This window comes from Pseudomonas sp. H3_D04 (assembly GCF_054669175.1).
Genome location: NZ_CP162801.1, coordinates 3,211,441 through 3,228,985 on the forward strand (window position 1 = coordinate 3,211,441; position 17,545 = coordinate 3,228,985).

Consider the following 17,545-nt stretch of genomic DNA (forward strand, 5'->3'; position numbering starts at 1 on the left):
GGGCTGGGGTGACCCAGCCCGTTTCCTTGATACGTGTCCTATCCTTCTAACCAACCCACCACGCCAGACGCCAACATGCCCGCCTCCGAATCCACCCTCCTCGACAGCTGGCACCACAACGCCCACGCCTGGATCGCAGCCATCCGCAGCGGCGCCATCGAAAGCCGCCTCACGGTGACCGACCAGGCCATCCTGCTGGCCGTGCTGGGCCGCCAACCCGAGCGCGTGCTCGACCTCGGATGCGGCGAGGGCTGGTTGCTGCGCGCGCTGGCTCAACGAGGCATCACGGCCGTCGGTGTGGATGGCGATGCGACGCTGGTCGAAGCGGCGCGGGCGTCGGGGTCATCGCAGGTGCATGTGGCGAGCTATGACGAATTGGTGGAGGCCAAGGTGGACATTGGCCGCGACTACGACCTGATCTGCGCCAACTTCGCCCTGTTGCACCAGGACATCATTCCGCTGCTAACCGCCATGAACGCCCTGCTTCGCCCTGGTGGTGCACTGGTGATCCAGACACTGCACCCGTGGGCTGTCGCGGCAGGCGACTATCAGGATGGCTGGCGGGAAGAAACCTTTGCCGGGTTCAAGGGCCAGTGGCAGCCCATGCCGTGGTACTTCCGCACCTTGTCCAGCTGGCTGAATGCACTGGACATGGCCGGCTTTCGGCTGGCCGTCCTGCAAGAGCCGCAGCACCCGCAAAGTCCGGTGCCGCAGTCGTTGCTGTTGGTGGCCGAAAGCGGGCAAGGCGTTGTTCAGACAGTCGATTGAACAACCGCTGCCTGCCGCCCCTTGAACGCCAGCGCAAAGCAGAAAAAGATCGCCAGGGCGAACCCCGCCGGAAACAACCAGATGCTCTTCCAGTCATGGCTGCCCGTCAGCGCATAGTGGTCGGTCACCTGCCCTGCGACCCAGAAGCCGATCAGCATGCCCAGGCCATAGGTCGCCAAAGTAATGAGCCCTTGGGCCGAGCTTCTGAAACGCTCCGGTGCTTTGGCGTCGGTGTAGATCTGGCCGGACACGAAGAAAAAGTCGTAGCAGATGCCGTGCAAGGCGATGCCGGTAAACAACATGAACGCCAAGTCGCCATTGTTACCGTAGGCGAACAGCAAGTAGCGCAAGGCCCACGCCAACATCCCCACCAAAAGCGCAATCTTGATCCCGAAGCGGTGAATGAACAGTGGCAGAAGCAGCATGAACAGCACTTCGGAAACCTGCCCGATGGCCATTTTCGCCGTCGGATTGGTCACGCCGATTTCCGCCAGAAACGGATTGGCATTCTGGTAATAAAACGCCAACGGAATGCAGATCAGAATGGAGGCGATGAAGAACACCAGGTAACTGCGGTCCTTCAGCAAACTCAACGCATCCAGCCCGAGCATGTGCTTGAGGCCGCTGCGGCCCACCTCAGGTTTCAGTGGCGCGGTGCGCGGCAAGGTGAAGCTGTAGAGGCCGAGCACCAGAGACGCAATCGCCGACATCAGAAAGGTGTTGCGCAGCCCGCCTGACGAAATCAGGGCCTGAGAGTCCCAGGCAAACACAAAGCTGATGACCACGCCGGCCACGATCCAGCCGATGGTGCCCCACACGCGGATGCGGGAGAACTCGAGGGCCGGGTCGCTCATTTGCCGGAACGCCACTGAATTCACCAGTGCCAGGGTCGGCATGTAGATCATCATGTACGCCAGCACGTAAGGGTAAAACGTACTGAAGTCCGGCGCTCGATACAGCTGATACAGCAACACGGCGCCCACCAGGTGCAGCACCGCAAGGATGCGTTCGGCATTGAAGAAGCGGTCGGCGATCAAGCCGATCACAAAGGGCGCGATGATCGCGCCCCAGGACTGGGTAGAGAATGCCATGCCGATCTGCCCGCCGCTGGCGCCCAGGTTACTGGCGAGGAACGTACCGAGGGTGACGAACCATCCGCCCCAGATAAAGAATTGCAGGAACATCATGGCGCTCAGGCGCGCGGTCATCGTGGACATAACAGTCACCGTCTTATTGTTTTTCTTGTTGGAGAGAGAAGCGAATAACTTTTTGATCAGGCCTCGGGCAACCCCAGCAATCGTCGATTAAAACCTGCGTCCGACTGCACGCTGGCGAAATCGTCGAAGGCCTTCTGCGTCTTGCTGATCATGTGCCGCTCGATGAACGCCGCCCCTTCTGCGGCACCCTGGGCGGAGTCCTTGAGGCAACACTCCCACTCAAGCACGGCCCAACCGCTGAAGTCGTATTGGGTCAGTTTGCTGAAGATCGATTTGAAGTCGATCTGGCCATCGCCCAGGGAACGGAAACGCCCCGGCCGCTCAACCCAGCCCTGGTAACCGCCGTAGACGCCCGAGCGCGCATCGGGGCGGAACTCGGCGTCTTTGACGTGGAACATGCGGATGCGCGCGTGGTAGCGATCGATGAAGCCCAGGTAGTCCATTTGCTGGAGCAGCAGATGGCTGGGGTCATACAAAATCGCGGCGCGTGGATGGTGATCCACCGCCTCCAGAAAACGTTCGAACGAGGCGCCGTCGTGCAGGTCTTCACCGGGGTGGATTTCGTAGCACAGGTCGACACCGGCCTCCTCGAAGCAATCAAGAATCGGCAACCAGCGTTTGGCCAGTTCGGCAAAACCCTGTTCGACCAATCCGCTTGGGCGTTGCGGCCAGGGGTAGACATACGGCCACAGCAGCGCACCGGAAAAGGTTGCGTGGGCCTTCAGTCCCAAGCGCTGACTGGCCCGGGCTGCCAGCTTCAACTGCTCGATGGCCCATTCGGTGCGTGCTTGCGGCTGGCCGCGTAGATGCGCCGGGGCAAAGTCGTCGAACAGGGCGTCGAACGCCGGATGCACCGCCACCAGTTGGCCTTGCAGGTGCGTCGACAACTCGCTGATCTCGACGCCTGCTTTAGCGCAGACAGCTTTCAATTCGTCGCAGTATTCCTGGCTTTCAGCGGCGCGCGCCAGGTCGATGTATTGCGTGCCCAAGGTCGGCAACTGAATGGCCTTGTAGCCTTGCGACGCCGCCCACTGGGCAATATTGGCCAGGGTGTCGAAGGGCGCTTCGGCGGACATGAACTGCGCGAGGAAGATCCCCGGGCCGCGCAGGCCTGCTTGAGAAGTAGGGTTCACGGGCGAGTGCTCCGGGTTCATTGAGGGCAGACCAGTTCGGTCCATTTCGTGTCGCCACGATGACTGGCAATCACGGTTTCGATGAAGGCCATGCCGCGCAGCCCTACGTCGATGCCCGGCACGCCGGGGGCCACGTTGCCGTCGACGTTGCTGCGAATCGCCGTGGCGAAATCGCCGTATAGGTTGGCCATGGCTTCCAGATAGCCTTCGGGATGTCCGGCCGGCAGACGCATGCGCCGGGTCGCGGCGTCGCACAACCAAGGTTGGCCGACACCGGAACGCAGCACGCGCATTGGTTGATCAAGGGAACGATGGATCAGGCTCGACGGCTCTTCCTGGCGCCATTCCAGGCCGCCCTTGTCGCCGTAGACGCGGATTTTCAACGGGTTCTCTTCACCCGCGCAGACCTGGCTGGCAATCAACACACCACTCGCGCCGTCAGCCATCTTGAACAGCATCGCGGCATCGTCGTCCAGTTGCCGGCTGGCAACGTGGGTATTCAACATCGCGCACAGGTGCTGGATGGGCTGGTCAGCCACGAATTCGGCCAATGAAAAGGCATGGGTGCCGATATCGCCGATGCAGCCGCCCAACCCGGACTGCTCAGGCAGGTCGCGCCAGCCGGCCTGCTTGTTGCCCTGCCCCGCCACATCCTCGCTCAGCCAGCCTTGGGGGTACTCGACAATCACCTTGCGCACGGAGCCGATCACCCCGTCGCGTACCATCTGCCGCGCCTGCCAGACCATCGGATAGCCCAGGTACGTGTGGGCCAGGCCATAGAGGCGATCGCTGCGTTCAAGCACAGCCTTGAGCGGCAGCAACTCGGCCAGATTCAACGCCGCCGGTTTCTCACTGAACACATGAAATCCCGCACTCAGCGCCTGGCTGGCAATCGGCGCGTGCAGGTGATTGGGGGTGACAATGATCAGCAGCTCCATGCGCTGATCGACCGGCAGCGCGCGCTCGGCTTCCAACATCCGCCGCCAGTCGCTGTAGCAACGCGAAGCGCACAATCCCAGCGCGGCGCCGGTGTCCTGATTGTTGCGGGCGTCGCGACTGAACGCGCCACACACCAACTCAAAACGGCCATCGAGCCCGGCGGCCTGACGGTGGGCCTGACCGATGAAGGCGCCCTCCCCACCACCGACAAAACCCATTCTTATTTTTTTCACGGCAACACTCATCGCAACGTTTCTCTGTTTGAGGCGGTTTTCGGCGGCTTTACAGGAATGCATCCAAAAGTCGATGTAACCGGTTACATCATGACGGAAATCTAGGCCCTGTTTGACGAGGTGTCAAACCCCGGATGAATCTCCAGGAAAATTTCAGGGGTGGGCTTACCTGCGTTAAGCTCGCCCCTGCACAGTTCGATAACGAGGTGGTCTTGTCCAATATCCGCGAAGTAGCCAGGCTGGCCGGCGTCTCCGTCGCCACGGTCTCCAGGACGCTGAAGTCGCCTGAACGCGTGCTCCCCGACACGCGCGACAAGGTCAACGCCGCGGTGGAAAAAGCCGGTTATCGACCGAACCAGATGGCGGTGCAATTTCGCTCGCGCAGAACCGGCAACCTGGTGATTCTGGTGCCGACCATCGCCAACACGTTTTTCGCCAAGGTGATCAGCGGCGCGCAGCAAGCCGCCCAGCTCGCCGGGTATCGGCTGTTGCTGTGCGACACCCAGGGCCGCGAGGAAGTGGAACGGGAGTTTGCCGAATTGGTCTACGCCCATCAGGCCGATGGCGTGATCCAGTTACGCGCCTATGACCCTTTTGAAGCGCCCTTCCCCAGCGCCGATTTACCGCCGATCGTCAATGCCTGCGAGGTGATACAGGGCGGCCGTCATCCCACCATCAGCCTCGACAACCGCGCGGCTGCCAAGGCCATGACCGAACATTTGATCGAACTGGGCCACCGCCGGATCGGCCTGATCAAAGGCCCGAAAAGCAGCCCGCTGACCCGCGATCGCGTGGCCGGTTATCAGGACGCCTTGCAACAGGCCGGTATCACGTCGGATGCCGCGCTAATCTGCCATGGCGATTTCAGTCTGAAGGCCGGACATGACGGCGCCGCCGCGATGCTGGAATTGCCCGACCGTCCCACGGCGTTGTTTTGCGAAAACGATGAAATGGCCATCGGCGCGTTGAAACGCATCAAGCAACAAGGCCTGCGCGTTCCTGAGGACATTTCATTGGTGGGCTTCGACGACATCCCCTTCGCGGCGTACTGCGACCCGCCGCTGACGACCATCTCGCAACCCGCCGAAACATTCGGTCAGAAAGCCGTCGAGATGTTGATCGCGCTGATCGAGAAGAAACCGATCGAACAGCGGCATGTGGTGTTGCCGTTCAAGTTGACGTTGCGCAACAGCACCGCAGTTGTCAGGGCGCGCTAACGGATGACCAAAGTGACCGCACCCCGATACCAGCGTTAGAATCCGACGGTTGAGTTCATTCGTATGAGGAAGCGCCTGTCATGTCCAGTCTCGACAACTCTCTGCAAGACACCGCCGCGCCTGACGGCGTCTGTTACGGCTGCGGCAGCAGCAATCCGCACGGGCTGCACATCAAGAGCTTCTGGCATGCGGACGGCGTGCATGTCATGGCCGAGCACGTGCCTGATCCCATGTATTGCGGCTGGCCGGAGTTGGTGTACGGCGGGTTGATCGCGATGCTGGTGGACTGTCATTCCAACTGGACGGCGATGGCTTATCACTACCGTGGGGAAAACCGCGAAGTCGCCAGCCTGCCCCGGATCAATTGCGTCACCGGCAACCTTGGCATCAAGTTCATCAAACCGACACCGATGGGTGTGCCATTGACCCTGCGTGCCAGAGTGGAAGGCGATGTCGGACGCAAAACCCGTGTCATCTGCGAGGTCTATGCCGGGGACGTACTCACGGCGGTTGGCGATTCCGTTTTTGTCCGCGTGGATACCGATCAATTGGCGGCGGCGGCGCACAGTCGGTAGGACCTACCCGAAAGCGGAATCGATCCTGCGTGTGGGTCGTGTAATTTACAAGGAGGTGTCATGAGCAACTTCCCCATCGTGGCCACGGTACTCGCGATGATATTGGGGCTCTCCGTCACTCGCCTGCTGATGGGTGCGCTGACGGTGTTCCGCATCCGCCGCGTCGCCGCGCCTGATTGGGTGGCGCTGGTCTGGGCGGTCATGCTTTTCACGTCCCAGCTGGATTTTTGGTGGGCGGTCAACGCGCTGCCGACGATCAAAGCGACCTTTTCGTTTGCCGAGTTTTTATTGCTGGTGCTCCTGGCGCTCTCGCTTTTTGTCTCTGCCGCGTTACTGCTGCCCAGTCGAAGTGAGGACGAGCAAAGCGGGCTTCGCGTTTACTTCGAACAGGATGGGCGCTACGCCCTTCTATCGTTTTCGACCTACCTCGTGCTCGGCCTCATCGTGAACGTCCTCTTCTTTCAGGTATCGCCGATGGCGCTTTGGGGGGCGCTGGATGTCGTCATGATTATTCTCCCGGTCTGCGCATTCAAGGCCAAATCGCGCAAAACGTATTCGACGATCACCCTGATTTATGTGCCCATTTCTGCCCTGGACGTCGCCATTACACTGACCAGCTAGGCGGGTCGTGGAAAGTGGCGCGGGTGGCCGCAACCCTGGAGGGTGAATAGACCATCTTCGCAGTTGGCGAGAGTCGGCATGGCAGCTATCCCATCCAGTACAAGCGAAATCAAAAGGCAGCAATCGGCCAGGAGGGTCCACCTCGCCAGCCACCTCAGGGACGAGCTGGTTGGACGGCAACTGGCGAGGCGAACACATAGACAATAGCTTCCCTTGCTGAACAGCCCTCACGCCGCTCATCAAATACCCCTGCTCGTCCGCCGCCTCCCTCCGCAGCTTTCGTTTAGACGTAAGCTCAACTACGGTGATTCCAAGACCGCTGTCCAACCGAGGAGCCCAGTGCATGTCCAGAATCTTCTCTCTGATGCTCGCCGGCCTGGTTCTGTGCACCAGCCAGGCGATGGCAGACACCCTCAAGATCGGCGTGATCGGCGCCGGCAAGGTCGGTGGTACGCTTGGCACGCTCTGGGTTAAGGCCGGGCACTCAGTGATGTTTTCATCACGCCACCCCGAGGCGCTGGCGGACCTGGTCAAGGAGGCCGGCCCCAACGCGCGGGCCGGCTCGGTCACCGAGGCCGCGGCCTGGGGCGATGTGATCGTGTTGAGTGTTCCCTATGGCGCCATGCCGGCGCTGTCCGAACAGTTGAAGGGCAAACTGGACGGCAAAGTGATATTCAGCACCAGTAATCCATTCGGCGGCCGTGACGCAGATGTCGGGCGCAAGGCGCTGGACATGGGCGTGGCCCTGGCGGATCAGCAGTATCTGCCCGGCGTGCACCTGGTGCGGGCGTTCAACGCCATTGGCTTCGCCTCAATGAAAGGCCTTTCCGGCAAAAACAAGGCGATTCCTGTTTTCGCCGACGATGCCCAGGCCCGGGAGGTCGGCGTCCGGTTAGTGCGTGATGCCGGGTTTGTACCGGTGCTGTTCCCGCTGGCGCGCGCCAATGAAGGGTTGCCGGGCGGCCCGCTCAGCGGCGTCTGGCGTGAGGCCGAACTCAAGCAACGACGGGGCGTCGGTGAGCTTTGTCAGCATGTAGAGGCGACCTGCGCTGAAGCTCGTTAGTGTTGAAATCGATAGAGGGTCAGGTCCAACACCGTCTAATCTCAATGAAGCACAACCCCACGCGGCTCGCCTCTTGATACAGGGGAAACGGGATGGCCAATAGAACAGCGCGCCAATGCTCGTCATGGGTCATACCCTCCCTGCTCGCCATCAACCTGGCGCTGATCGCGGGATGTTCCGGCAAAGCGTCCACCGCTCGCTATGCAACTTCAAGCGTGGGCTCAGCCTGCTATGCAAAAGCGCTTCCCACCGCTGGCGAGGGTGGCCTGGCTTGGGGCTCCACCTTGAGCATGGCGCGTAAAAAATCCATGGATAATTGCATCCGCTATGCCGGCCGATCCGGTGGCACGCCGACTACTTGCCAAGTGGTGTTGGCGGAGTGCAGGCATTGAAACCTATGCAAAGCCGAGGAACGACAGGATAACCACGACGACCACCACTAACCCGACGATGTAGATGATGTTGTTCATGAAACCCACCTCTCAACCAGAATAGGACTGCGGCACGAAGGCTTACACCTACACGGTAGTGCAGCTTTGCTCGCAATGCCATTCAGCATGGGACGATCGAGCCTGACAGTTTCCCTTGCTCGCGGACTAGAGCCGAAAGTGCTGCTGCATGGCTTGGGAGAGCAAATCCACCGCTTCATCCCCATCTGAAGACGGCGATCGGACAAACACGACCTCATGCTCCGGTATGACGGGCAAACCGTCGAGAATCTGCATACTTTCCGTCACCCGGGCGCGGTCTATCAGACTGATCGCCAACCCGGCCTCCACGCAGGCGCTGACGGCCTGGTTGGACGGACTGTCCAGCACCACGCGCCACCGGCGGCCGCTTTGTTTGAGTGATGCCACCATGGCTTGCCGATAAGGGCATTGCGCCGCATGCACGGCCAGTGGCAGCGGATCCATCGAGGCCAGCGACTTGTTTGCCGGCCCCACCCAGATCGGCGTGGTGGCGACGAGAAATTGCGCCTGCATGGTCAGTTGCCCCCTGGCTTGGGCAATCACCGCGGCCTGAAGCTTTCCACGCTGGACCTGGTCACGCAGCGAATCACTGGGGGCTGTCTTCAACTCCAGCACCACGTTGGGCCAGGCAGCGGCGAATGTCGGCAGGATGTCGCGGATGACATGGGCGGCGTATTCGTCGGGGACACCCAGGGTAATGCGTCCTGCCAGGTGGCTTCCATGCAGGTCGGCCAGCACCCGGTCATGGGTGCTCAGCAGTTCTGTCGTCGACAAAAGCAAACGCTTGCCCAGTGCGGTCAGGGAGACGGACTGATTATCGCGATTCAGCAAGCGCCCCCCGGCGACTGCCTCAAGCCGCTGGATATGCACGCTCACCGCCGCCGGGCTTTTATGCAGCTGCTCGGCCGCCGCACTGAATTTGCCAATCCGCGCCACCGCATGAAATGTACGTACCAGCTCGATATCGAGTATCGCCGTCATGATTTAATCTTCGTGAATGACTGCTGCACTTTATTTTGATTTATTAGATTAGGCCGATTTCGTAGCCTGTGGCAATGAACCAGCCCACACCGATCTCCTGTCAGCAGCAAGTCATCCCCCACTGGCGCCAGAAGATGCCGCTGCCGCTGCTCGAGGCGGCTTTGATTCTGACCTGGAGTTCCGGATTCGTCGGCGCGCGATTCTCGATGGACTATGCGCCCCCCTTGTTGGTGGTATTTTGGCGCTGCGTCGTGGTCACGCTGATCCTGTTTCCTTTCGTCGCCAGGCAATTGCGGCAAACCTCCCCTGCCGTGTTGCTGAAAAACGCCGGCATCGGTCTTCTGGCCATGGCCGGCTATCTGGCCGGCGTCATACAAGGCATAGCCCTGGGCGTACCGGCGGGCCTTGCCGCGGTGTTCGCCAACCTGCTGCCGATGGCGGTCGCATTGCTGGCCGCTGGCGTGCTGGGGCAAAAACTGGCCTGGCAAGTCTGGGCAGGGCTGGGCATCGGCCTGGTTGGGGTTGTGGTGGTGACGCTTGGCGCGCTGGCCTGGGGTAGCGCGCCCCTCTGGGCGTATGGCCTGCCGGTGCTCGGTACGCTTTCGCTCGCCATCGCGACACTCTGGCAGAAGCATCTGCACGCCTCTGAATCGCTGGACCTGCTGCCCAACCTGTGGCTGCAATGTTGCGTGTCGAGTTTTGCATTCGCCCTGATCGAGGGCACGCAAGGTAGCCTGGCGCCGATACCCGGCATGGGGTTTGCGCTAAGCGTACTGTGGACGGTGGGATTGTCTACGTTAGGCGGCTACGGGCTTTATTGGGTCTGCCTGCGCCGGGCGACAGCCACACGAGTGGCCAGCGTCTTGTACCTGAGCCCGCCCGTCACGATGCTTTGGGCCTGGGCCATGTTCAACGAACCGTTGTCATGGCAAATGGTGTCAGGCATGGCAGTGTCCGGGGTCGGCATCTGGATGGTGGTTCGGTCGGAGGCTCGGCAGGCTCGGCGGTAAAAGCTGATGGATGTTTCGGGGCAGAAGTTGCTCTTGCCGACAGACTTTAATCGGCTGTGGATTCAACCGGTCGATGCAACACATCTAAATTCTGTGTAAGCCGAAGGAGTGTTGCAGATGGCCACGCTGGTTTACCAGCCCGGTATGACATGAAAATCCCGGTCTAGCGCTGGTTTTTAGATTATGTGCGCGACTCGGAAGGAATGAGGAGGACCAGATCAGTATCGCCTACGTCGACACCCGCTTGTGACAGCAGAGTAGTAACTTGGCCTCGGTGATGAGTCTGGTGGTTGAAGAAATGCATGACCAAGCCATAAAAGCTCCTGTCAGCGGGGGTTCCTTTCATGCTTGTGTAATTGAGGGTGTAATCTAAATCCGCCTCTGTAATCGAGCGAGACCACTCGACAATCACCTGATCGAGCCAAACGCGATGTGCCGAAAGTTCTCGAATATTTGAGAGCAGTAACTGGTCGAGGCTTTTGGGAGCCGGGAGCTGTCGAATCGGCTCCAGAGCCAACTGATTCGCCGGGTGCCTGGCAAATCGCTTTAGCCAGATAGTGTCCCCGGCCACCAGGTGATTCAACGTCCCGAGAATAGAACCAAAGAATGCTTTCCTATCCACTGACAGCTCTTCATCTGTCAGACTTCTGGCCGCCTCATAAACCTTTGCGTTCATCCAATCGTTATAGATAGCCATCAGGCAGATATGGTCGGTGCGGCCCATCGTGTTCATCCTTTGAGTGAATACTAGACAAGCGTTCCACGCTCATCTCGGGCCATTCTAGAGCAAGGCTTTTTGAATCGCCCTTGATTTCGTAGACACGTGACCGGCTACATCGGGTCGGTTGCTGCACTTCGCGACAGGCAACAATCGGCCAAAAACAGCCGGTGAACGAAGCGATAGCTAATGAGTAGCTATGCTTGGTCTACTGCCGGAACTGATTGAGCAGATGGGCTTTTCGACCATGATTTATAAACCCCTTCAGCGGTCGCCCGACAGTCACAATGCCCGGTCTAGTCGGGCAAGATGACAGAGCAAGGAATGTAGTCGACCAAGCCCGTGAAGGTGTTATCACCCCACTTGAGGTCAACTTAGAGTTAGGCCCGAAGAGGAGTCCGCCATGACCGTAGTCGATCGCCTCAGGTATTTGCGCGTCGTTCTAGTTTTGGCTGGCCTCGCGTGCCTTGCTCTCTACCCACTGATGTTGTTCTGGCCGTCCGGCTGGGCCTGGCACGTCGGTCACTCGGACTACCCGATGATGATCGTTGGCATCTACGCCACACTTGGGGTGTTCTTGATCCTGGCCGCACGCGACCCATTAGCCAATCTGAGCCTAATCTGGTTCACCGTATGGTCTAGCGCCGTTCACGGAGGAATCATGACCGTCCAGGCGCTCACCCAGCCGGGGCAACTGGGGCACTTGGCAGGTGACGTGCCGGCGCTTTTCATCGTAGCGGTTGCCTTGGCCATCTTGACGCCCCGCTCGCAATTGGCCGCTCAGCCCCGGACACACAATGGGGCCTAAGAGCAGGTTTGACTGTCAGGATCGGGACGAAAATTGCGTTTCAGTAAAGCAACCACGGGCGAGCTGTCGATACGTCAGATCTCAGGTCATCCCGTGGTTTCTGGAAGCTTGGCGATCACCTTGATCTCGAACTGGTAACCGTAGAGCCACGTGACGCCGACGCCGGTCAGCGTCGGGTGCGGCGCGTTACCCCAGAACTCTGGCAGAACCTTCCAGATCGTCTCGAACTTTGATTCGGGATCGACGATGAAGACGGTGACGTCAATCACATCGTCGAAGGTGCAACCGGCAGCGCCCAGGATTGCATTCAAATTGTTGAACGCGAGCCGAACCTGGGCCTCCAGATCGGGTTCGGGCGAGCCGTCTTCGTTACTGCCGACTTGTCCCGACACGAATAGGAAACCATTGGACTTGATAGCCGGCGAATAGCGATTGCGCTCATAAAGCGCCTGGCGTCCGGGTGGAAAAACAACATCACGCTGTGTCATAGGTGCCTCCATCAATGGGTCTAATCAGACCCGGAACAAACGATGTCGAGACTGTAAGGACTTGTGCCTGGGCGATAAACAAGCAACCGTAGCTATCACTGTTTGTGAAATCCAAACAATCTGATCGATAGCCGGGGCAGCAATGGACCGTTTTGATGCAATGCAGGCATTTGCGCGAGTGGTGGAAGCGGGCAGCTTCACCAAGGCAGCCGAAACACTGCACATGAGCAAGACCACCGTGACACAACTGGTCCAGCAGCTTGAGGCACGGTTGCGCGTCAAATTACTTAACCGCACGACTCGCAAAGTCAACGTCACCGCCGACGGTGCCGTTTATTACGAGCGAGTGCTTCAATTGCTGGCCGACATGGACGACGCCGAGACCAGCCTGTCCGGCGCCTCGACGCTGCCCAGGGGCCGGTTGCGAGTGGATGTGCCAAGCCCGCTGGCCAGCATGATTCTCGTACCCGCGTTGCCTGCGTTTTACGAGCGGTACCCAGACATCCAGATCGACATGGGCGTCAGCGATCGTATCGTGGATATGATTGATGAGAACGTCGATTGCGTGGTGCGCGGCGGCGAGCTGACGGATCAGTCGTTGATGGCCCGACGAGTAGGCGACCTCCAGCTTGGTGTTTTTGCAGCGCCCAGCTACCTGGCACGCGTCGGTACGCCTGCGCATCCGCGGGAGCTGGAAGATTCGCATCACCGTATCGTCGGTTTCCTGTGGGCGCGCACCGGCAAAGCCGTGCCCTATGCCCTGCACAACGACGTTGAGAGTGTCCGGATCAAAGGTCGCTACGCGCTGGCAGTCGACGATGGCAATGCCTACCTCGCGGCCGGCCTTGCCGGACTGGGCGTGCTGTGGCTGCCAAAGTACATGTCCAAGACCTTCGAAGCGCGCGGCGAGTTAGTGCCCCTGTTCGAGAACTGGAGACTCGATCCGATGCCCATCTACGTGGCATTTCCGCCAAATCGGCATATCAGTATCAAACTGCGTGTGTTCATCGATTGGGTCGCTGAGCTGATGGCACACCATGCGCCTGTCAGCGACGGACATGACTCGTGAATACAGCGTTGGGGAATTCGCCATGGCGGTCGCTTTGTCCAAATGATCGCTGTGACGGCTCCCACCACAATCAGTGCGATGCCCCTCCGGCACCGAGGGTCCTGGTAAGTACAACAGCAGCCCCAGGCTGGTCGCGAAGATCATTTCCAGGGACAGCAACAGGCTGGCCAGTGTCATGGGCAGGCGCCGGGACGCGATGGTCCAGCCGCCCTCCTCTTTTCAAGACCTGAAGTGAGTCAAGACGATCTGCACAGTTCTCAATACGTTCAGAAGCCAAGAGCGTGGGATCAAAGGCAACACTGTGTCCACTCCCAACGTAAACCGCGCTGGGTTTGAATCCCCACATTATTGGAAGCCTGAATCATGACTACCTTGAACAATGAGAACTGCAGAACGTCCGGCGTCACTCAGAAAGCATCGCTCGGGGTTAGAACCACGGCGATCGGCACCTACGGTGCTTACGTTGCTCTGGCCATCATTTACTTCTGGTTCGGCGGCATGAAGTTCACGCACTATGAAGCCGAGGGCCTGGTCCCGTTGGTAAGCAACAGCCCTTTCCTCGGTTGGGTCTACAACATTTTCAGTGTGGATACGTTCTCCAGTCTGCTCGGTATCCTGGAAGTCTCGATCGGTCTTCTTATTGCGGGGCGCCTGCTGTCACCCAAGCTTTCATTGATCGGGGGTGCGTTGTCTGCCGGATTGTTTTTCACGACCTTGAGCTTCATGTTGTCGACACCTGGCGTGATTGAACCCGGCCTCGGTTTCCCGGCCATTTCGGTTGCACCTGGTCAGTTTCTCCTGAAGGATATCGGCTTGCTTGCCGCTTCGGTTTTCGTGGCCGGCCATTCTCTGACTGCACTGGAATCGCGTTGAACCGATGATTTGTCCTCCAGGAATGGCCTGAAACCGCTAGAGGTTTTCAGGCCATTTCGCCATCAGCCTCTCCTGCCGAATCCTTCATCCAGTCCCGGGGGCTGTAGCCCGTCTTGCGACGAAAAGCGCGGGCAAGCGCCGAAGGACTTTCATAACCGACCTCGGCGGCGATCAGCGTGATCGGTCGCCCTTCACGCAGACGCTTCTGCGCCAGGCTGATACGCCAACTCAACAGATAATCGGCCGGTGTCTGCCCGATGACGGCCCGAAAATGCACGGCATAGGCCGCGCGCGACATGTTTGACTCGCTCGCAAGCTCGGCAATCGACCAGGGACGATGCGGTGCGTTGTGAATCTGGACCAGGGAGCGCGCCAATCGTGAATCGGCCAGCCCGGCCATCATTCCGGTGTGCAACTGGTGGTGGTCGAGCAGATGCCGAAACAACAGGATGATCAGCAATTCGAACAAGCGATCCAGCGCAGCCTCCCTGCCGCAATGTCCGCCCGCCGCCTCAACAAACATCCATCTCAACGTGTCGGCCAGCATCGGTAGCTCATCCAGGGGCAGCACCAGCAAATCGGGTAACGAAGCCGACAGCGGGTTATCAACCCCACCCTCAAACTCCATTGATGCGCACAGGAGTTGAGCTCCTTCGGGTTCATTGGCGAACAGTTGATGCCGGCGTGGTCGGGGCAGAAAAATCAGACTGGGCCGAGTCAGCAGCAAGTCCTTGCGATCGAGCCCCAGCAACGTGAGGGAACCGGCCTGAAGCAGGTGAATATGACCTCGCGTGTCAGCACCGTCGTAAGACGCCATGCCGCAAAGCTTGCCGTTGTAAAAGAGGTTGGCGCGCACGCCGAACTGCGACAACAGTGTAGACAAGCGATCCATGGGCGATCTCTGGGCGAAGTGTAGACACGAAAGAGCATATCACCGAGGGGGTTGCGGTCCGGTTGGGTCCTTTCCCCACGCGGCGGGCTCTCCAGGCGTTGTATGCTTGGCGCACCTGTGTGATACACAACACCTGATTGTGTGAGTCCTGAGTTCTGACGAGGTTTTGCTTATGCCCCACTCCCCACGCATCCCGCAACTGCTGGCCTGCGCCCTGATCGGTTTTTTCGCTGGCGGCGCACAGGCGAGCACGCCCTCCCCAGTGCCCGAGAGTTTGCAACCGCTGCTGGTGACGATGAATGAGCGACTGAACATTGGTGATTTGGTGGCGCTGGCCAAGTGGGACAGCGGCAAACCCATCCAGGACAGTGCCCGAGAAGCGCAAGTCATCGCTAACGCCAGGAAGATGGCGATTAAACGCAAACTGGACCCGGAACAGGTCGCCGAGTTGATCGCCGCACAGATCGAAGCCAACAAGCTCGTGCAGTACGGACTGCTCGCTAATTGGCGGGCGGCCGGCAAGGCGCCTGACACACCGCGGCCGGACCTTGCCAAACAGATCAGGCCCCAACTGGATGAGCTGCAAAACCGGCTGTTGCAGCAATACGCTGAGTTCGCGCCCTATCGCAAAGACCCGAACTGCCCCAACTGGCTGGGCGAGGCACGCGCCGGCCTGATCAAGGACCAACTGCATGGTCAGGCATTGATACGCGCGACCGGGGAGCTGTGTGTCGCCGATCAGTGACAGGCCGACGGTAGTCTCGGGCAGCCATTGACTGCATCAATAGTCACCATTAACTCAATGAAGTTCTCTTAAAAACTCCGGGGCGTAACATCGCCTCCATACCAAACAACTACACCCCGGAGCACACCATCATGAAACGCCAAATCCTTCTCAGCATCGCTTTCTCGGTTTTTGCAGTTAACGCTTTCGCCGCTACCTCTGCTCACCCGGTTGTCGCTGAAGGCGGCTCGGATCGTCTGATTGAAAGTCGTGTGGCTGAGGGTGGTTCGGATCGTCTGATCGAAAACCGCGTTGCTGAAGGTGGTTCGGATCGTCTGATTGAAAACCGCGTTGCTGAAGGTGGTTCCGACCGTCTGATCGAAAACCGCGTCGCCGAAGGTGGTTCCGACCGCCTGATTGAAAACCGCGTCGCCGAAGGTGGTTCCGACCGTCTGATCGAGAACCGCGTCGCCGAAGGTGGTTCCGACCGTCTCATCGAAAACCGCGTCGCTGAAGGTGGTTCCGACCGCCTGATTGAAAACCGCGTCGCCTGAATGAATGGCTTCACAGTGGTACCCATCAAAAAGCCCGGCCTGACCCGCCGGGCTTTTTCGTGAGCTACTTTTAGTACATTCGCATAGCCGCCAGTCGATCTTGGCGGCACTATCAGGGTCTTGCAGCAAGCCATCGGGCGACACTGCATGGGCAACACTGAAACGTTCTACAGAACAACAAAAATACAGGAGTTGAAAATGTCTGAGCTGAACCTGCACCCCAACGCCGCACACTCCCTGACGCAATGGCACGACATGATCCGCAAGGGTGACTTGAGCGCCCTGCCCGAGTTGTTGGACCCACAGGCAGTATTCCGCTCACCGATGGCCCACACGCCCTACCCGGGAGCGGCCGTGGTATCGATGATTCTCAACACGGTAGTCAATGTATTTGAGGATTTTGCCTATCACCGGGAACTGTCGACGGCCGACGGCTTGAGCGTCGTCCTGGAGTTCAGCGCCAAAGTGAACGGTAAAGAGTTAAAGGGTATCGACATGATCCGCTTCAATGAACACGGAAAAATCGTCGAATTCGAGGTGATGGTTCGCCCATTCAGTGCCTTGCAAGCCTTAGGCGAGCAAATGGGACAACGCCTTGGCGCTTTTCTGGCCGCCAGCAAAGCCTGATTGCAAAGCATCGGTTGGGGCGCGGTGCTGCAGGGGGCCGACAGGCAACCCGAGCACCTCGCTCTATACCGGCTAATCACCCATTGCAGTTCTTACGCAGGAGTTGGCAATGAACTTCAGATGCTCACTTGCAACCCTAATGATCAGCCTAAGCCTCTTCGGCTGCGCCACTTCAACAGACCATGGCGTGTCTGTCCCCTTGGTCGCCACCCGACAGAACACCGGGCAGATCGGCAACGTCACGCTGACAAGCTGGGAAAAACAGACCGGACTCAGCTTCTTCATCACGGGAGCTCCCAGCGGAGCGACTTTGCCCTTGCGTCTCTACAGCTTCATCCATAAAGGCACCTGCCAGCAGCCCGGGCCAGTGGCCTTTGCAATGAACGACAAGGTCAACACCCAGCGCGAACCTGTACGCGGCTGGTCGTTCTCAAGAAGTGCACCGATCGCCCTGCAAGACCTGCTTTCCAGCGAGTATTCCATCGTCGTGCGAACGGCTCCGGAGAGTGGCAACGTCGATATTTTTTGCGGTGACATCAAGCAGGGAGGCGCAGTGAAGTAGCCA

Annotated in this window: 21 protein-coding genes; 14 read left to right on the forward strand and 7 right to left on the reverse strand. The window is 59.3% G+C overall.

The window, feature by feature from the left end:
* Positions 1-75: 75 nt before the first annotated feature.
* The gene (locus AB4N91_RS14890; RefSeq protein ID WP_460112619.1) at positions 76-768 is read left to right on the forward strand and encodes a class I SAM-dependent methyltransferase; all 693 of its coding nucleotides are present in this window, start codon (positions 76-78) and stop codon (positions 766-768) included.
* On the opposite strand, the gene AB4N91_RS14895 is transcribed toward AB4N91_RS14890, so the two are convergent.
* Genes AB4N91_RS14895 through AB4N91_RS14905 form a run of 3 tightly spaced genes read right to left on the reverse strand, consistent with a single transcriptional unit; the run spans position 753 to position 4,275 of the window.
* A complete protein-coding gene (locus AB4N91_RS14895; protein WP_154911629.1) occupies positions 753-1,985 on the reverse strand; it encodes a nucleoside permease in 1,233 nt (410 codons plus the stop codon). The two genes, AB4N91_RS14890 and AB4N91_RS14895, sit on opposite strands and share 16 nt — an antisense overlap.
* A 56-nt stretch (positions 1,986-2,041) precedes the next feature.
* Entirely contained in the window at positions 2,042-3,139 is a 1,098-nt protein-coding gene (locus tag AB4N91_RS14900; protein ID WP_077750372.1) for a sugar phosphate isomerase/epimerase family protein, read from the reverse strand.
* Positions 3,136-4,275 (reverse strand): Gfo/Idh/MocA family protein, encoded by a 1,140-nt coding sequence (locus AB4N91_RS14905; protein ID WP_174604247.1) that lies wholly within the window; start codon positions 4,273-4,275, stop codon positions 3,136-3,138. Before AB4N91_RS14905 ends, AB4N91_RS14900 begins: the two co-directional genes overlap by 4 nt.
* Positions 4,276-4,502: 227 nt before the next feature.
* On the opposite strand from AB4N91_RS14905, the gene AB4N91_RS14910 reads away from it, so the two are divergent.
* The 5 genes from AB4N91_RS14910 to AB4N91_RS14930 all read left to right on the forward strand — a co-directional run bounded on the left by AB4N91_RS14910 (position 4,503) and on the right by AB4N91_RS14930 (position 8,158).
* A complete protein-coding gene (locus AB4N91_RS14910; RefSeq protein ID WP_077750370.1) occupies positions 4,503-5,507 on the forward strand; it encodes a LacI family DNA-binding transcriptional regulator in 1,005 nt (334 codons plus the stop codon).
* A gap of 80 nt (positions 5,508-5,587) precedes the next feature.
* Entirely contained in the window at positions 5,588-6,082 is a 495-nt protein-coding gene (locus AB4N91_RS14915; RefSeq protein WP_200668263.1) for a PaaI family thioesterase, read from the forward strand.
* Between the two features lie 60 nt (positions 6,083-6,142).
* A complete protein-coding gene (locus tag AB4N91_RS14920) occupies positions 6,143-6,703 on the forward strand; it encodes a hypothetical protein (protein WP_304818393.1) in 561 nt (186 codons plus the stop codon).
* A gap of 343 nt (positions 6,704-7,046) precedes the next feature.
* Entirely contained in the window at positions 7,047-7,766 is a 720-nt protein-coding gene (locus tag AB4N91_RS14925; protein ID WP_460112620.1) for an NADPH-dependent F420 reductase, read from the forward strand.
* A gap of 92 nt (positions 7,767-7,858) precedes the next feature.
* Positions 7,859-8,158 carry a hypothetical protein gene (locus AB4N91_RS14930; RefSeq protein WP_077750366.1) on the forward strand — a complete coding sequence of 100 codons (300 nt, stop codon included), beginning with the start codon at positions 7,859-7,861 and terminating at the stop codon, positions 8,156-8,158.
* 204 nt (positions 8,159-8,362) lie between these two features.
* On the opposite strand, the gene AB4N91_RS14935 is transcribed toward AB4N91_RS14930, so the two are convergent.
* Positions 8,363-9,217, reverse strand: a complete 855-nt coding sequence (locus tag AB4N91_RS14935) for a LysR family transcriptional regulator (RefSeq protein ID WP_427700277.1) — start codon at positions 9,215-9,217, stop codon at positions 8,363-8,365.
* A 134-nt stretch (positions 9,218-9,351) separates the two neighbouring features.
* On the opposite strand from AB4N91_RS14935, the gene AB4N91_RS14940 reads away from it, so the two are divergent.
* Entirely contained in the window at positions 9,352-10,227 is an 876-nt protein-coding gene (locus AB4N91_RS14940) for a DMT family transporter (RefSeq protein ID WP_172790700.1), read from the forward strand.
* Positions 10,228-10,408: 181 nt separating this feature from the next.
* On the opposite strand, the gene AB4N91_RS14945 is transcribed toward AB4N91_RS14940, so the two are convergent.
* The gene (locus AB4N91_RS14945; protein ID WP_172790699.1) at positions 10,409-10,951 is read right to left on the reverse strand and encodes a DinB family protein; all 543 of its coding nucleotides are present in this window, start codon (positions 10,949-10,951) and stop codon (positions 10,409-10,411) included.
* Between the two features lie 397 nt (positions 10,952-11,348).
* Between AB4N91_RS14945 and AB4N91_RS14950 the strand changes: the two genes are divergently transcribed.
* Positions 11,349-11,753 (forward strand): DUF6632 domain-containing protein, encoded by a 405-nt coding sequence (locus AB4N91_RS14950; protein WP_169857306.1) that lies wholly within the window; start codon positions 11,349-11,351, stop codon positions 11,751-11,753.
* A gap of 86 nt (positions 11,754-11,839) precedes the next feature.
* On the opposite strand, the gene AB4N91_RS14955 is transcribed toward AB4N91_RS14950, so the two are convergent.
* Positions 11,840-12,241, reverse strand: coding sequence for a RidA family protein (locus AB4N91_RS14955; RefSeq protein WP_010459176.1), 402 nt, complete (start codon positions 12,239-12,241; stop codon positions 11,840-11,842).
* A 142-nt stretch (positions 12,242-12,383) separates the two neighbouring features.
* On the opposite strand from AB4N91_RS14955, the gene AB4N91_RS14960 reads away from it, so the two are divergent.
* Positions 12,384-13,310: a LysR family transcriptional regulator gene (locus tag AB4N91_RS14960; protein WP_304872147.1), complete on the forward strand. Its 927-nt coding sequence runs from the start codon at positions 12,384-12,386 to the stop codon at positions 13,308-13,310.
* 363 nt (positions 13,311-13,673) lie between these two features.
* Entirely contained in the window at positions 13,674-14,183 is a 510-nt protein-coding gene (locus tag AB4N91_RS14965; protein ID WP_010459172.1) for a YkgB family protein, read from the forward strand.
* A gap of 46 nt (positions 14,184-14,229) precedes the next feature.
* On the opposite strand, the gene AB4N91_RS14970 is transcribed toward AB4N91_RS14965, so the two are convergent.
* Positions 14,230-15,075, reverse strand: a complete 846-nt coding sequence (locus tag AB4N91_RS14970) for a helix-turn-helix transcriptional regulator (RefSeq protein WP_010459170.1) — start codon at positions 15,073-15,075, stop codon at positions 14,230-14,232.
* A gap of 172 nt (positions 15,076-15,247) precedes the next feature.
* On the opposite strand from AB4N91_RS14970, the gene AB4N91_RS14975 reads away from it, so the two are divergent.
* The 4 genes from AB4N91_RS14975 (at position 15,248) to AB4N91_RS14990 (ending at position 17,542) form a co-directional block, all read left to right on the forward strand.
* Positions 15,248-15,820 carry a chorismate mutase gene (locus AB4N91_RS14975; RefSeq protein ID WP_460112622.1) on the forward strand — a complete coding sequence of 191 codons (573 nt, stop codon included), beginning with the start codon at positions 15,248-15,250 and terminating at the stop codon, positions 15,818-15,820.
* Positions 15,821-15,951: 131 nt separating this feature from the next.
* The gene (locus AB4N91_RS14980) at positions 15,952-16,353 is read left to right on the forward strand and encodes a hypothetical protein (RefSeq protein WP_154911624.1); all 402 of its coding nucleotides are present in this window, start codon (positions 15,952-15,954) and stop codon (positions 16,351-16,353) included.
* Positions 16,354-16,551: 198 nt separating this feature from the next.
* A complete protein-coding gene (locus AB4N91_RS14985; RefSeq protein WP_460112668.1) occupies positions 16,552-16,980 on the forward strand; it encodes a nuclear transport factor 2 family protein in 429 nt (142 codons plus the stop codon).
* A 109-nt stretch (positions 16,981-17,089) separates the two neighbouring features.
* Complete coding sequence (locus AB4N91_RS14990; RefSeq protein ID WP_010459162.1) at positions 17,090-17,542, forward strand: hypothetical protein; 453 nt, start codon at positions 17,090-17,092, stop codon at positions 17,540-17,542.
* Positions 17,543-17,545: the final 3 nt, after the last annotated feature.